Source organism: Zobellia sp. 1_MG-2023 (assembly GCF_030549125.1).
GTDB classification, from domain to species: Bacteria; Bacteroidota; Bacteroidia; order Flavobacteriales; family Flavobacteriaceae; genus Zobellia; species Zobellia russellii.
Window position 1 is genome coordinate 247,776 of record NZ_JAUOSY010000004.1, and the last position, 16,042, is coordinate 263,817.

Genomic DNA, 16,042 nt, shown 5'->3' on the forward strand with positions numbered 1-16,042 from the left:
GTGTTTGAAGGTCCAAGGAATGAAATGTAGTTAGTGGTTCTTGGGGTACACTATGAAAATTATAGGGTTCAATTGAAAAATACAGTTGTTTTTTGACTCAGTTCTTTTTTCAAAATAGTGTGTTATTTCACGTAAGCAAATGATTGCGGTGGATGTAAATTAAAATCCGCTTTCAAACATTTTGGTTTTTTGTATTTTTTCTTGTTCTTAACTTGAATGGCAAACCCTTTTTCTCTCTCCGAAAAATATTCATAAAAAAAATCTTCTGTAATTCCCGAATGTTCTTTTGTCAAGTTCCAAAGCGTTTCAAGGTCATTATTGAAGATTTTACCGATTTCAAATTCGCCAATTACTTTTTGAACAGGCGATGATGCATAAACTATTATAGATTTTACATTATTATTTTTAAAAATGGCTTTTCTAAATTCAAATTTTTTAGACCCATCAAAAATCTTAAAGGCAAATTCTGGTTTAATTGATAAAACGACTTTCATATCTTATTTTCGGTTGTAAGCAAAATTAACTAATTTGTTAAATTGATTGGTATTTAATTCTATAAATCCACGTGGCATATTCATAATGTCAGGAATTACACCAATTCTGTTCAAATCATTAAGCGTTGGCTTTGGTGTCGGAAAAGAGTGAGCGTAAAGAAACTTTATAACAAAAGGTCTGTATTTGGGGTATTTATTCCACCAGTCTTTCTGTAAATCCTTCTTTTTAATCATTGTTCTTCTAAAACAAGCTTTATAAAATTCATCAAAAGATGCAAATCCGTCGATTACTTCCTCAACAATACAAATTGATGTTACAGTACTTGAATATTTTTTAGGCTTTGTATCTCCCATTCTGTAAACAATAATAATATCTCCTGGTTGAAGATGCCTGTCTTTAGAGTGTGATATATATACTTTTCCAATTCTATTCCGATGTGGTTCGTTTTCTGTATATTTTGTCTCGTCTTCTCTAGTATTAATACTGTCGGGAAATAATTCCGTATGATATTGAGGTTCTATTTTGATTATATATTTTCTTGTGTCCCTCGAAAAGAATGGAAAAGAAAGTTTTGGGTTATTAATTCGAATTGGTTGTGATTTCCCAAAAGGTCTTATTAAAACAATTTCATCCCCATTTTTTGTAGATTTAATTCCGTGTTCTATGAATCCCCAACCTTTAAGCATATCTATTAGCTGTCCTTGCTCTGGTCTTTTATCAAATACAGTTACATATATTTCGTCAACTTTATATTGAATAGCATTATCAAATACAATTTTTAAGAATCTTTCTCCAATTTTATATCCGTTACTAATGACTTTTAGAGTTCCAATTTTCAGTCTTTTCTTCTTGTCAAATATTGGTTTTATTTCAGAATAATTTTCCGTTTTTTCTTCAACTTTTATATAGAGAAATGCAGTTAAGTTATTGTCGCTGTAGCATACATAACAAACTTTGTCAAATTTAGATTTAAACCAATTGTCAAATTCATTATAATCTTGTCGGAAGCTATCAAAAAAATTGTCATTAATATCTACTTCCGCAAAGTCAGCTTTTTTAACCGCTAGGACGTTGTATTGAACTAAATCTGGGTTTTCAGATGTGACTTTTTCGAGAAATGACTGAATTTTAAATACTTTTTCAGAAAGCCCGAGCCTTGCGGCTTTAGTATGTATTTTTTTGTCCTGCGTAATTAACAGATCTATTCTGCCTTCATAGATTTCGTTTAAAAGATGAGTGTCATTAATATCATTGTCATTTATATCAAATTCAGCACTAACACTTTGAACAGTTTCCGAAAAAGGAAGTTGATGCTTAATTCGATTATAACTATCTAATTTTATTGAAAAAGTCTCAACTACTTGTTTATTTTGATAGGAATCGATTTCAGATATTGTGATTGGATGAATGTATTTTTCGTAATGTAGCTTATCAATCCAATTAAATAATTGACCAATATCGTGTTCAACAACTCTGTTAGCTTCTCTGTGAATAATTATGTTAGTATCTAAAAGTACTTTCATTTATTGATAGTTCCTGAGTTTATCCACATTATTGCCAACTGTGATGTAGTGCGTTTTTATTAATTCATAATGTTTATCAAATTCCAAAATCACTTTTTCTTTAATTGGATTCCAAAGTGTAATTATCGAACCATTTTGTTCAAACACTTTTCCGTGATTCTTTTCTCCAAAATTTTTCATTTGAGCAAAATTCGATTTAAATGTTTTCATTCCCGAACAATAGTCAGCGAGTAAATCATACTTTACAGAACCATACTTTTTTTCTAATTCCAAGAAAATTATTAAAATCCGAGAACATATAAAATCCGGATTCTTAAACCATTTTGGAAGTTTTCTATCCACTTTGTCTATTTCTCGTTCCTTTTGATTAAATGTTGAGTATTCGGTTTTATCAGATTTTCTAATTGAGTTGGAACTTGGTAATGATTTTTCCAATTCAATTGGTTTTTCATTGTTTAATTCTCTCAATTGGTTTGTAATATCAATATGCGTTTTGTCATTTAAAAAACTGTTTGTTGTGGAGATTACCCAACCGTTTTGATGCTCGTTATAAGTTCCATATTTCTCCGAAATTGACTTTGAACATATTAGTCCTTTTATCACAGAACCTTTTTTATTAAAAAGAATAACAGCGAGATAGTCAAAATTCCAAGAGCGAATAATGCTTAATTGAGTAGTTAAATTACTTGAAATTTTTCTGGATTTAACTTGATAGAAATCTCCATTTGGTGTTTGAATATCTGCACTAGCATTAGAAGCAGTTAAAAGTTCTCCTTTCAGATATTCACTTACTAAATATTCTGCATATTCACCAAGTAAATTTGAAGTTCTTCCCAATCGCTGTTTTAATAACTCAGATGAGATGTTATATTTTTTCCATAATTCTGCTGTTTCTTTCATGTACTCGATTTTTTTCAAAATGCACTACAACGGTCTCGGCTATGAGTAGTTGCGTGGTTTAGCGCGAAACTTTGCAAGTACGTACCAAACTGAAAATCCGCGAGGATTTTCAGAAGTAGGCGAGAACGAGCAATTACTTATAGCCATTGTGCCTGTTGCACAAGCTGTAATTTCATAAGATTATTCATTTTTAGTTTTACGTAAATTTGTAATTATCTGATTTTCAGTGATAATTTTTCTAAAAGATTATGAAAATTATAGGGTTCAATTGAAAAAAACAGTTGTGTAACGGTTACCATTGTTGTAAGTAGTTTTTATTTCCAATTTTTTTTCAGTCGATATACTTTTCCAGATTCCTCCAGTTCATCATCTAAATTATCGTCATATTGGAAATTCTGAACTTGCCATTTATCTTTTGGCTTGTAAAAAACGAATGTAAATCGAACAGGTTGTCTGTCATATTTTATCATATAACTAACAAGTTTATAACTTTCTCCAACGCTTTTTTCCGTAATCTTTTCGTAACCATAATAATCTCCGACTAATCCGAGAAAGCTTGTCAATTGAGTTTTGACATTTTCAATTCCGTCTTTATTTCGGTCCATCATCCACTTATTTGTCCCGAAAACATAATCAACTGCTTTTTGAGGCGACTTTTCATATGTTTTAAAAAATTCTGTCGTTATTTCTTCAGTCGTTGTTTGTGCTTTCAAAATATTTGTCGACAAAACAGTTACAATTAATAAGGTCAAGAGTTTAATTTTTCTATTCATTTAGTTTGTTTTTAAATTACTTACAACGGTAACGTATAAGAATAGTAGCGGATTTTTATGCACTTACTTTTCGGTTTGTTACTGTCGTTTGATTTATAAATTTCATTTCGTTTTAGCGATTAAACCGCTATTATTTTTATACAATGTTGTGCGTTCGTTTTTTTATTTTAATAATGATACGTTAGTCAAATACTTTTTACAACTTCTTTTACTCTGAGTATTAATCAAAGATTTCTTAACCGCAAAATATCCACCTAATCCAATTCCAAGAGAAGTTAGAATATTTCTTGCATACTCTTCACTCAACGCATTTGGGTCGCTTATTAGCATATAAGTTGCAAGTGGTATCATTGAAGCCCTTGTGCCAAGTAATAAAATTTGTTCCATTAATTCTTCATTAGCATTATTAAAGCTATCAATGAAACTTTGTTCAGTTAGTCCGTTGCCAATAGAATCTTCAACAAGTTCAATTTGTCTATTAAATTCTGAAATTCGGTCTCTGTTTTTATTTCTAAATTCAATTAATTTATCAAAGCTTATTTCTGAAATATTGGTTGGAACTTGTAAATTCAGTATTCCTTTAATGAATTCGTGTCTTTTCCGGACTGAAGGACGAAATACTCTCGAATAGTTCGTGTAATTATCAAATTCACGATTGTCAGTTATTATTGAACCATCTCTTTCATATGAAATTTCTTGAGCCAAATGTGTCATAAACATAAAGGCCAATTCTTTAGGCAATAATAATCCGTCTACGTTTTGTTGTCCAATTCTATTTGCTACGCAAAACTGCCCAAACTGATAAGAAAATTTTTCAGAGAATATTTGATAGTTCCAATTTGCTCTATCTCTCCAATCTCTGTACAGGTTTATTCTGTTAAATCTACCACTTGCTCTATAAGGTCTTTCTAAAATTTTTTCCGCTTGCCATATCGCTTTTTCCGAAGCTCTTTCTCCTTGTTGATATGTTGGTGGATAAAGTTCAACTAAATCTGTTTCATTTGAAATCTGTCTATAATTGTCCGAAATCAAATGTTGACGATTGTACGGAACTATACTTTCAAATTTCTCGAGATATAGCAGAGAAAACTTGAGCCATTCGGTGTTAGGTGGTTCTAAATTTGGATAGTATAGATATTTTTTCATATTCGGTTAAATGACGCACAACTAATGGATATAAGGCAAATTCCATATAACCATCAGGTTTGGGGTTAAATAAATTACTTTTTAAGGTTCATTAGTATGTTTGCCATTATATGCCCATTCCTGTTTTTGTGAACATAAGGTTGGTTAAGCGGTATGCTACAAATATCTCCGTTTTAAATGTTATAATCTTACGGAAAAGTGTAATCACAAAAAAAATAGTCAAAAGCTAATCGAGAACTTGTGTTACAACCCATAGCATCATTTTCGCTCAAAGCCAAACATCACTTTCCTACAGAACTTTAAATATCAAGAATTAAGTTGAGATACAAGTAAGTGTCCGTTTTACAATTGCTTTTTTTGTGGCGTTTTTCGACCAAACATCATAATTCATAGATGTAAGGCACCATTTAGGAATTCGTAAAAAAACAATCCCTTTTTTTTCATCCCCATAAAATAGCAGTACTTCAGCTGTAAATAATAGTAATAGCATCTAAAATAAAAGTTAAACTTTTAATTTATGATAGTAATACTATTATATTTGCTAGCGTAACTATTATTTTAACCATGGAACGTCTTTTACAATCAATTCACATAGGGGTTAATGACAAGCTATACATTAAAGACCCGCAGTCTACCACTTTGGGCAAGCGCATTGTGGAGGAAAGTATTCTGCTCATCCATGAAATTGGTTTTGATGCCTTTACCTTTAGAAAGTTGGGCCAGAGGATCAGTAGCAACGAGAGTTCTATTTACCGCTATTTTGAGAACAAGCACAAAATGTTGTTGTACCTCACCTCTTGGTATTGGAGCTGGCTAGAGTATAAATTGGTTTTCTCTACCAATAGCATGAAAGATGCCCGGGAGAAATTAAAAACGGCCTTGGCGATCGTTACCCAACCTACGGAGGTAGATAGCAATATCTCGCACATTAACGAGGTGCTTTTGACCCACATTGTTATTAACGAGTATTCCAAATCCTACTTGACCAAAGAGGTAGATACCAATAACAAGGAGGGCTATTTTGTAATCTATAAAAGATTGGTAGACCGCCTTAGTACCATGATCAAAGAGGTAGATGCCTCGTACCCATATTCTAGTAGTTTGGCCAGTACGGTCTTGGAAGGTTCTTTGCACCAATATTTTTTAAAGGACCATTTTCCTTCCCTAACGGATTGCCATGAAAAAGGAGACCCAACCCAATACTTTACAGAACTGGTATTTAATTCTTTAAACAAAAAACCAAATGGTTAAAAATGTATTAACGGCCTGGCAGCGCCTTATGGGCCTGCTAAAACTGGATAAAAGAGATGTGTTACAGATTTTTTATTACGCCATTTTTGCCGGTTTGGTAAACCTTTCGCTTCCGTTGGGTATACAGTCTATCATTAACTTAATACAGGGTGCGGAAATCAGCACCTCATGGATCGTTCTGGTTATTTTGGTTACCGGTGGTGTGGCCTTTGCCGGTATTTTGCAATTAATGCAAATCCGTATTATTGAGAATATGCAGCAGAAGATATTTACGCGAGCGTCTTTTGAGTTTACCTATCGCTTTCCAAAAATAAAGATGAGCGAGCTGCGCAATTACTATCCGCCCGAGTTGGCCAACCGTTTTTTTGATACGCTAAACGTGCAAAAGGGGCTATCCAAACTCTTATTGGACTTTCCGGCGGCGCTGTTACAGATTGTTTTTGGCCTGTTGCTGTTATCTTTCTACCATCCGTTTTTTATCATCTACGGCATGCTTTTGCTGTTATTGATCTATGTGGTCTTCCGCTTTACGGTGCAAAAGGGTATGGATACCAGTTTGGACGAGTCTAAGCGCAAATATAAAGTGGCGCATTGGATCCAAGAGGTGGCGCGTTCATTGGTGAGTTTTAAACTTTCCGGGAGAACCAGTCTTGCCGTAGATAAGAATGATATGCTGGTGGAAGACTACCTACAGGCGCGTGAGAGCCATTTTAGGGTGTTGGTAATTCAGTTTATACAAATGATCGGTTTTAAGGTGTTGGTAACAGCGGGACTACTAGTTATTGGGGGACTGTTGGTACTGAACCAAGAAATGAACATTGGGCAGTTTGTGGCCGCGGAAATCATTATTCTTTTGGTAATTACCTCCGTGGAAAAACTGATACGTGGGCTGGAGACTTTTTATGACCTGTTGACCTCCTTGGAGAAAATGGGGCAGGTGGTAGACCGCGATCTGGAAAAACAGGACGGAGAGCGTCCATTAACCGAAGAAGGCAGCCTAACGGTAGAACTGGACAGGGTTTCCTTTGGTACCAAAGAGCATGAAATTTTACACGATATTTCTTTAAAAATAGAACCGGGATCTAGGTACCAGATTATTGGTTCCAACGGCTCGGGTAAGTCTACCTTATTACGATTGATCGCGGGTATCATAGAACCTACGGAAGGGAATATCTATGCGAACGATTTTTCGCTAAGCGGAATCAACCCTAACCATTACCGGTCTTTCTTAGGCCAGTCCATGACAGAGGAGAGTCCGTTTGAGGGTACCATTCTAGAGAACATTACCTATGGCGATAGTACCATTTCCCACAAAGACCTGCATTGGGCCATGGAAAATGTGGGGCTGTTGCAGTTCGTAAAGGAACAACCGGACGGGCTAAACACCATTATCTATCCGGAAGGGCAGCAAATACCATATACCGTGGCACGAAAAATTGTACTGGCGCGTAGTGTGGTACGCAGACCAAAACTGCTCTTGCTGAACGATCCGCTCAACCAATTTGATCAAGTGGAATCCGAGCGCCTTATGAATTTCCTGGGCGATCCTGCCAACCCTTGGGCACTGGTAGTTGTAAGCCAAGACTTGAGGTGGATGGAGACCTGCAAACAAATCATAACCATGGACCAAGGCCGAATTATAGCCATAACATAAGAAACTATGCTTAATATTTCTAAAAACCCCCTTAATAAAACGGTACACCTAACGGGCTATAAGTCTACGGACCGGGTGTTCCACCAAAGGCACTACAAGCACCTGAACCGGTTTTTGTTGGGTTCCGCACTTTTTGGGTTTATCCTGCTTTTTATTCCGTGGACGCAGAGTGTACGTGGTACGGGTAACCTAACTACTTTAAGTCCGGAGCACCGCCCGCAGAGCATACAATCGCCCATTCCGGGACGTATTGAAAAATGGTACGTGCAAGAGGGCGATTACGTAGAGAAGGGCGATACCATTTTACATATCTCCGAAGTTAAGAACGAGTATTTTGACCCCCGTTTGGTAGAACGCACCGGACAACAGATCCAGGCCAAAAGCAGGTCCGTAGAGTCCTACCAAGGTAAAGTAAACGCATTGAACAACCAGATTGCCGCTTTGAACAATGAGCGTGGCCTAAAACTGGAGCAGGCAAAGAACAAGTTGCTACAATCCAAGTTAAAGGTAAAGAGCGATAGTATAGACTTGGAGGCTGCCCATACCAACCTGCAGATTGCGGAGCGGCAGTACAACCGTATTGAGCAGTTGCAGCAAGAAGGCCTAAAATCTATGACCGATGTGGAGGCGAAACGATTGAAGCTGCAAGAAACCCAGGCCAAGCTAATTTCTCAAGAGAACAAATTACTGGCCGCCAAAAACGAGGTCCTGAATGCCGAAATGGAAGTAAATCGTGTACAAGTAGAGTACACGGACAAAATTTCAAAGGCGCAGAGCGATATGTACACGGCACAGTCCAGTCAGTTTGATTCCGAGGCGCAGGTAAGCAAACTAGAGAACCAGTACGCCAATTATGAAATACGCACGGGCATGTACTATATAACCGCACCCCAGAGCGGATACATCAACAAGGCCGTACAGGGCGGTATTGGTCAGAACTTTAAAGAAGGCGATCGTTTGGTGGGTATTATGCCGTCCGATTTTGAAATGGCGGTGGAGACCTTTGTAAGTCCCATGGACTTGCCTTTGGTACACGTGGGCGAGAAAGTCCGCATACAGTTTGATGGTTGGCCGGCTATTGTTTTTAGCGGGTGGCCCAACGCCTCTTACGGTACTTTTGGAGGAACCATTGTGGCCGTGGAAACGTTTATTGATCCCAACGGAAAATATAGGGTATTGATCGCACCGGACCCGGAAGAGCAGGAGTGGCCCAAAGAAATGAGGGTAGGTTCCGGAGCCAGTACCATTGCACTTTTAGAAGATGTGCCTATTTGGTACGAACTATGGCGCCAGATAAACGGATTCCCACCTAATTATTATCAGCCTGAACAATCCACCGCAAAAAAGGAAAAATGATGAGGAACATATGGTTTTGCTTCTTTTGGGTTTGCTGTTTTGTTGCACAGGCACAACAGCCCGGGGAGGTGGTATTGGGTTTTTACGAATACTTGGGGTACGTAAAAAAGTACCACCCTATAGCTAAACAGGCCCAACTGAATATAGGAATGGGGCAGGCCCAATTAATGAGTTCCCGTGGGGGATTCGACCCCAAAATTGAGGTAGATTATGACCGAAAAGAGTTTAAGGGTACGGAATATTATGACCGCCTGAACGCCACGTTCAAGATTCCTACTTGGTACGGGGTTGAGCTAAAAGGAAATTTTGAGCAGAACGAAGGGGTGTACCTGAATCCTGATCAAACCGTTCCGGATGACGGACTCTACAGTGCCGGGGTTTCCATGTCCGTAGGGCAGGGGCTTTGGATTAATGAGCGTATGGCCACGTTAAAGCAAGCCAAAATTTTTAAGGAGCGTTCTTTGGTAGAGCGTGACCTGCAAGTGAACGAGGTACTTTTTGAAGCATCCTTGGCCTATTTTAATTGGTTGCATGCCTATCAAGACAAACAAGTGTACACTGATTTTCTGGCAAATGCCGAAATGCGTTTTGAAGGGGTGAAAAAGAGTGCCCTGGCGGGAGAAGTGGCCGCCATAGATACCGTGGAGGCCAAAATTACCATGCAAGACCGTGAGCTGAATTTGGAGCAGGCCAAGGTACGTTTTATGAAAAGTGCACTGGAATTGTCCAATTTTCTGTGGATGGGCGATAATATGCCGGTAGAACTGCAGCCCAACGTAATTCCCGAAGCTAATTTGGCGGGAGCCATAGATACTACTTTGGAAATTATGGGAATGCCCTTGGATAGTTTTTCCATAGCCAACCACCCTAAGCTTAAATCCTTGTCGTATAAAATTGACGGCCTCACCGTAGAAAAGCGACTGAAGGCCAATAAACTATTGCCTAAAATTGAGTTGCAGTATAATTTTCTAACGGAAAAACCGGAATACCTTTCCAGTCTTACTACCGAAGCCTACAAAGGTGGTGTGGCCTTTAGTCTGCCACTTTTTCTAAGAAAGGAACGGGGCGATTTAAAGTTGGCAAAGATGAAATTACAGAATGCCCAATTTGAACTTGACGATGCCGAAATACGGATCAAGAACAAAATTGTAGGTCTCTACCGTGAACTGGAATCCTTTGAGAAACAAAACGTTTTAATGGATGATGTGGTGCTCAACTACAATACCCTAGTAGCTGCTGAAGAACGAAAGTTCGGGTTTGGGGAGAGTTCCTTGTTTTTGGTCAACTCCCGGGAAAGCAAACTCATAGATGCCGAACTGAAAAGGAATGCGGTACAGAACAAGTTCTTTTCGGCGAAAGCCAAATTGTTCAACTCCATAGGCGTAAATCCTAAGGATTTGTAGGTTGTTAGGCTCTTTAGAGGGTTAACTTCTAGACAGCTAAATCATCGGGTCTTATTTTTTTGGATTCCTCCCTTTTCTGACGGAGCAATGCAAAGCCAAAAGTAAGTACACCAACGCGACCGATAAACATAAGGGCAATTAGCAATAGCTTGCCCACTTGGGAGAGTTCACCTGTTATACCTGTACTCAATCCCACAGTGCCCAATGCCGAAGCGACTTCAAAAAGGATACGCTCAAAAGAAAAGTCTTCGCTGTAGGACAACAGAAAAGAAAACAAAAAAATCAAGCTCGTATAGAGCATAAATGTAGAGGTGGCCACATAAATTCTTTCAAAGGGTATCAACCTATTTAAGAACGTAATCTTTTCCTGGCCCAAAAGCCTACTTTTTAGAATGGAGAGCATAGCGGTGAGGGTTGTAATTTTCATTCCGCCCGCGGTACCGGAAGGTGATGCACCAATATACATGAGAAAGGTAATGAACAATAAAATAGGCAAAGAGAGGTCTCCAATGGCAGTGGTGTTGAAACCAACCGTTGTCATCGCAGACATGGCCTGAAAGAAAGAGGTCATAAGTGTATGGTTAGGCCCCAAATGTGCTTCTGATTCCGTGGTAAAAATAAGGGTGGTCCCAAGAAATAGAAGGAGCGTGAACCCGTACACGATAATTTTGGTCGTAAATGAAATTTCTTTGGATTTTCCGGTAATGCGGTACCATAAATCCGTAATTACAATAAAGCCTAAGGACCCGGCAATGGCCAATAAGGCAACAATTGTATTTATAAAGGTATTATCATGGAAACTCTCAAAACCATCATTGAACAGTGCGAACCCTGCGGTACAAAAGGATGATATACTATGAAAGATAGAAAACCATATAGCCTTTAAACTTCCCATACCTGTATCTGTAAATGCAAAGTAGAAAAGAACGGCTCCTATAGTTTCCATAAATAGGGTAAAGACAATTACACTTTTTATAAAATCCTTGATTTGTATGGTATCTGGCAATGTAAATTCCGTTCCTATTAATTTGTTATGCCAGTGCGTTATTTTTTTGGTGGTAAACATTAGATAATAGGTGGTTAAGGTCATATAACCAATACCGCCTATTTGTATAAGGACCATGATAATGAACTGGCCCATAAAGTTGTAGGAGTCAAATATGCTCAGCGTGACAAGTCCCGTAGTAGAAATTGCGGAAGTGGCGATGAATAAATTGTCCAAAAAAGAAATATCGGTCTTGTGGAATAGGGGAATGGAGAGCAGAATAAATCCCACAAGGGTATATAAAAAGAACCCCCAGACCAAATTCATTTGAGGCGATTTGCTAATTTGAAATTTTCGATACCAAAGAGATAATTTTTTGTAAAACGTACTTTTCATTTTTATAATGACCTAGAACAGAGTGTGTGGAGTCAGTCATAAGGGCAAAGAGGAAAGAGTAATCTTTACCTAGGTGTCAAGGCTACACATCAAGTGTTATTTTGCAGGGCAAAATTAATGAATTTAGCGGTTTCGGTTAAGGAATTACACCTCTTTTTTGGGCTATTCTAGGCTAATGGTAAAACAATGTATTTTAACATTATTGGGGAGCTATCACCTCTAAAGTGTGCTGCCCTTTTTCCGGATAGAGTGCGTTTTTGCTCTTTAGCTCGCTAGATAGAGTGGTTACCATCTGTTGAAGTTGTTCAGGGTTTTCTTTTGATAAATTATGGGTTTCAAAAGGGTCTTCCGCTAGGTTGAACAGCTCATAGCGGGGTGATTCTTCTACCTGATAATGGTACACGATCTTCCAGTTGCCATCAACCATACTGGAAAAATAGTTGGAGCGGTGGCTATGCGGAAAATGATTAAGGAAAACTTCGTTACGCTGGTTGTTTTTTCGTCCGTTCAACTGTTCTTTTAAATCGAACCCGTCCGTTACATAATTTTCAGGAACGTTTGTTTCCGCCACATGGCAGAGGGTTGAAAAAATATCCAAAACCGTACCTATCTGTTGCTGAACGGCATTTTGGGCAATGGGTAATTTCTCTTGGGATGCCGCATCTTTGTTAGGAGTAACCCATGATGCTATAAACGGAACCCGCATACCGCCTTCCCAATGATTTCCTTTTTTTCCTTTTAGGGGAGCGGAACTGCTATAATCGTTTTCAATTGGTAGGGGGGCATCCGAGCCATTGTCGCCTAAGAATAGGATAAGCGTATTTTCGCCCAACCCTAAATCCTTTACATGTTGTACAATATCGCCCAAGGATTTGTCAATTCCCTCTATCAAGGTGGCATAGGCCTGCGCTTTCTCCGATTTGTCCGAATTTGCATAGTTCTTAGCAAAACGGGGGTCCGAGTAAAACGGGGCATGTACCGCGTAATGGGCCATGTTCAGGAAAAACGGCTTGCCTTCTTCTTTGGCTTTGGATATGGCCAAATTGGCCTCTAGGGTCAAGGCTTCGGTAAGAAAAATATCCTTACCGTGGTATTTTTCCAAGCCCGGTACGGCCCTTTTTTTATTCCCTCCGGTATGCCCAAAAGCTTCTGTACCCAAATAGCTGCCCGGTTGCCCAATGGAGCTACCGGCTATATTGACATCAAAACCCAAATGAAGCGGATTCTCCCCTTCGCTATGAAATGGCCCAAAATGGGCCTTCCCTACATGGATTGTTTTGTAGCCGGCCTGCTGTAGGATTTTAGGAAGGGTAACCCATTCTTTGGTAATTCCTTTCCAATTCCAATCCGTTGGGCCATATTCTGTACGATTGTCCTCTTCGGATTTTATCCATGTGGTAACCCGGTGTCGGGCCGAGTTTTGACCCGTTATAATTGAGGTTCGCGTTGGTGAACATACGGAATGGGCATAAAAATTGGTAAAACGAATACCTTGACTCGCCAATTTTTCCATCTCTGGCGTGCGGTAAAAGTCATTGAGCGGATAACTCTTTAGGTTACCGCTGGCATCCGTTAGAAACGGAACCGAAGTATCCATGAGTCCCATATCGTCTACCAGAAAAATAATAATGTTAGGCGGATCTTGGTTTATGGCCTGGGCCGAAAATGAGGTAAAACTTAAAAGGGAAAATAGTGTAAAAACTAAAAATTTTGGTTTCAATAGGTTGTTGTTCTTCATTCTTTCTAGTTTCAAAATATAGCGTATATACCATCTTAAACAGAGAGGAATCCAAGCCCGTTTTTACAAAATTTTCTCGCCGTCTTATTTAAAATAATCCCGCACAGAATTTTGTCCCAAAGTCCATACGAAGCTTGAGGGTATAAAAATGTCAGTAAAAAAAGAAACTATTCTTCCTCGCCGCTTGCTGCTTCCTCTTCCTCGTTGGCCTTGTTTAAATCATGCTTTAAAATGTTGAGCTTTTTTAACTTAGCTTTCCAGGTTTCAAGCGTTTCTTTATGGGCTTCTACGCGTTTTACCACATCGCGCACCAACGGGTTGTCCTCTGAGGCATTGGAGAAAAACTGTAGGTTGGTTTCCAGTTGACGTATCTCGGCTTTGCTTTCCTCTATCTTTTTACGGATAAAACTACGTTCATTCTGTATGGCGCGCTCATTATCCGCATCTGCCAATTGCTGAATTTTATTACCGTATTTAAGCAACTCCGATTCTTGACGGTCAATATCTAATTTCTTGAAAATTCCGTCCAAGATTTTATTAAACTTCTGGTCAATGTTTTTCTTTTTGAAAGGAACCCTTCCATAGGATTTCCATTCGGCAATAAACTCTTTGATTGTTTTTAAATCGTCTTCCCTTTTACCTGAAAGCTCAAAAGCCGATAGCCGTTCCAAACAGGCACTCTTTTTTTCAAAGTTCTCTTGTTCTTCCTTAAGGCCTTCGTTCTTTAAAGCGTGCAAACGGTCAAAATAATGGTTACAGGCCGTTTTGAACTCTTTCCAGATCTTGTCCGAGTATTTTCTAGGTACATGTCCAATTTGCTTCCAATCATTCTGGATGCGCTTCATTTCCGGCGTGGTGCTATCCCATTCCTCACTATCCTTTAAGGCAACGGCACGGTCAAGTAGTGCCCGTTTTTTATCAAGGTTCTCTTGTTGTTCTTTTTTGAGGTTCTTATAATAGGCGTTCTTGCTTCGGTTAAAATTGCGAACCGCAGTTTTAAAGGCGTCCCAGGTTTTTTCATTTTGATTTCTAGGTACTTTTCCGGCAGCAAAAAAGGCATTTCTAAGCTCTTCTAGTTTTTTAATCTGTTGCTGTAGTGCCTTGTGACTGGTGGCCACGTTGGCGGACATTGCTTGGATGGCCGCTATAATTTCGTTTTTGGCAACAAGGTTTTTTTCGTATTGGGCATCCAATTCCTTGTAGTGGTCCTGTCTTCTTTGGTGTAAAACCTTAGTGGCATTGCTGAACCGTTCCCAGATTTCCTCGCGGTGTTCTTGGCCAACGGGCCCAATATCTTCCTTCCAGATTTTATGTAACGTCTGTAAATCCCTAAAAGCAATGGTTAAATCCGGTTCTTTGGCCAACAGTTCTGCTTGGGCCACCAGTTTTTCCTTTTCTTCTAGGTTGTGCTTAAAATCAAGGTCGCGCAACTCGCGGTTTAGATGAAGGAAATCATAGAAAATCTCAATATGGTGCTGGTAGGTGCGCCATACATTGTTGTATTCCGTTCTTGGAATAGGACCTGCATTGCGCCAGTTTTCCTGAAGTTCTTTGAACGCCTTGTAGGTGGTGTTCATATCCTCATCTACATTGACCAAACTTTTAAGTTCTTCAATGATTTCAAGACGCTTGTTAAGGTTCTCTTTTAGATTTTTTTCGAGGGATTTGTAGTACTGGTTCCGCTTTTCACGGTAATCCGAATACACCTCGTTAAACTGCCTTTTGGTTACGGAATTGTATCTAAAATCTATTTCGTTACCACCACCGTTTATAAAATCTTCCTTTTTACCTTCTATAAATTCTAGAAATTTCAGGTCGAATTCTGACTTGATTCCGTCTACATGCTTTTTAATGGCCTGTACTTTTTCGTTACGGACTAATTTCTGAAGCTCTCCCACTAAATTTTCCATGGACATGGAGTGATAGTCCAAAAGCGGAATGGTATGCCGCTCTTGATTGTCCGTATCCTCGGCATCTTCGGCATTGTTCTCATCTATTTCTTCCAGTACGGCATCATCATCTTTGGAAGAGGTATCTTTAGTTTCGGCAGTTGTAGCAACTTCCTCCTCATCAGTAGATTTTGAAGGGGCCGCTTCTGTTTTTTCGGTTTCGGCGGCTTCCGTAGTTGCTGGCTCTGTTGGAGCATCTTTTTCCTCTGGTGATCCGGATGGTTCTTTTTCAGGAATATCTACCACTTCAGAGGCTTCCGTATTTGCGGTAGGCTCCGTAGTTTTGGTAATTTCTTCTTTGTTTTCTTCCCCTACGTTATGTTGTAGTTCCCGTTCCTTATCTTCCATCGTTTCTGAGATATTGATTTTGCAAAATGCAAGGGTAAGATACTAACAACCAATCTAACATCAAAAGGTATGGGGGTATTTTAGCTTTTGAGTGCGATAGAAATATTTCTTCAGGCCCAGAAAAT

12 protein-coding genes are annotated in these 16,042 nt (G+C 38.8%); 4 read left to right on the top strand and 8 right to left on the bottom strand.

The features are described 5' to 3' along the window. Positions 1–122 precede the first annotated feature (122 nt). The 5 genes from Q4597_RS10610 to Q4597_RS10630 form a co-directional block, all read right to left on the bottom strand. Positions 123–494 (bottom strand): hypothetical protein, encoded by a 372-nt coding sequence (locus tag Q4597_RS10610; RefSeq protein WP_303406195.1) that lies wholly within the window; start codon positions 492–494, stop codon positions 123–125. A 3-nt stretch (positions 495–497) separates the two neighbouring features. Then, a complete protein-coding gene (locus tag Q4597_RS10615; protein ID WP_303406196.1) occupies positions 498–2,018 on the bottom strand; it encodes a PIN domain-containing protein in 1,521 nt (506 codons plus the stop codon). Then, positions 2,019–2,918 carry a hypothetical protein gene (locus tag Q4597_RS10620; protein WP_303406197.1) on the bottom strand — a complete coding sequence of 300 codons (900 nt, stop codon included), beginning with the start codon at positions 2,916–2,918 and terminating at the stop codon, positions 2,019–2,021. Positions 2,919–3,232: 314 nt separating this feature from the next. Then, positions 3,233–3,691 carry a hypothetical protein gene (locus Q4597_RS10625; RefSeq protein WP_303406198.1) on the bottom strand — a complete coding sequence of 153 codons (459 nt, stop codon included), beginning with the start codon at positions 3,689–3,691 and terminating at the stop codon, positions 3,233–3,235. Positions 3,692–3,853: 162 nt separating this feature from the next. Then, on the bottom strand, positions 3,854–4,837 hold the full coding sequence (locus tag Q4597_RS10630; protein ID WP_303406199.1) for a hypothetical protein: 984 nt from the start codon (positions 4,835–4,837) through the stop codon (positions 3,854–3,856). 564 nt (positions 4,838–5,401) lie between these two features. Here Q4597_RS10630 and Q4597_RS10635 point away from each other — a divergent pair. Genes Q4597_RS10635 through Q4597_RS10650 form a run of 4 tightly spaced genes read left to right on the top strand, consistent with a single transcriptional unit; the run spans position 5,402 to position 10,501 of the window. Continuing rightward, positions 5,402–6,088 (top strand): TetR/AcrR family transcriptional regulator, encoded by a 687-nt coding sequence (locus Q4597_RS10635; protein WP_303406200.1) that lies wholly within the window; start codon positions 5,402–5,404, stop codon positions 6,086–6,088. Next, complete coding sequence (locus tag Q4597_RS10640; protein WP_303406201.1) at positions 6,081–7,742, top strand: peptidase domain-containing ABC transporter; 1,662 nt, start codon at positions 6,081–6,083, stop codon at positions 7,740–7,742. Before Q4597_RS10635 ends, Q4597_RS10640 begins: the two co-directional genes overlap by 8 nt. 6 nt (positions 7,743–7,748) lie before the next feature. Beyond that, positions 7,749–9,098: an HlyD family secretion protein gene (locus Q4597_RS10645; RefSeq protein ID WP_303406202.1), complete on the top strand. Its 1,350-nt coding sequence runs from the start codon at positions 7,749–7,751 to the stop codon at positions 9,096–9,098. Further along, complete coding sequence (locus Q4597_RS10650) at positions 9,095–10,501, top strand: TolC family protein (RefSeq protein ID WP_303406203.1); 1,407 nt, start codon at positions 9,095–9,097, stop codon at positions 10,499–10,501. Before Q4597_RS10645 ends, Q4597_RS10650 begins: the two co-directional genes overlap by 4 nt. 28 nt (positions 10,502–10,529) lie before the next feature. Here Q4597_RS10650 and Q4597_RS10655 read toward each other — a convergent pair whose 3' ends face one another. The 3 genes from Q4597_RS10655 to Q4597_RS10665 form a co-directional block, all read right to left on the bottom strand. Then, positions 10,530–11,882, bottom strand: coding sequence for a TrkH family potassium uptake protein (locus Q4597_RS10655; RefSeq protein ID WP_215439799.1), 1,353 nt, complete (start codon positions 11,880–11,882; stop codon positions 10,530–10,532). A 199-nt stretch (positions 11,883–12,081) separates the two neighbouring features. Next, on the bottom strand, positions 12,082–13,620 hold the full coding sequence (locus Q4597_RS10660; RefSeq protein ID WP_303406204.1) for a sulfatase: 1,539 nt from the start codon (positions 13,618–13,620) through the stop codon (positions 12,082–12,084). 167 nt (positions 13,621–13,787) lie between these two features. Continuing rightward, entirely contained in the window at positions 13,788–15,917 is a 2,130-nt protein-coding gene (locus Q4597_RS10665) for a DUF349 domain-containing protein (RefSeq protein ID WP_303406205.1), read from the bottom strand. Positions 15,918–16,042 lie beyond the last annotated feature (125 nt).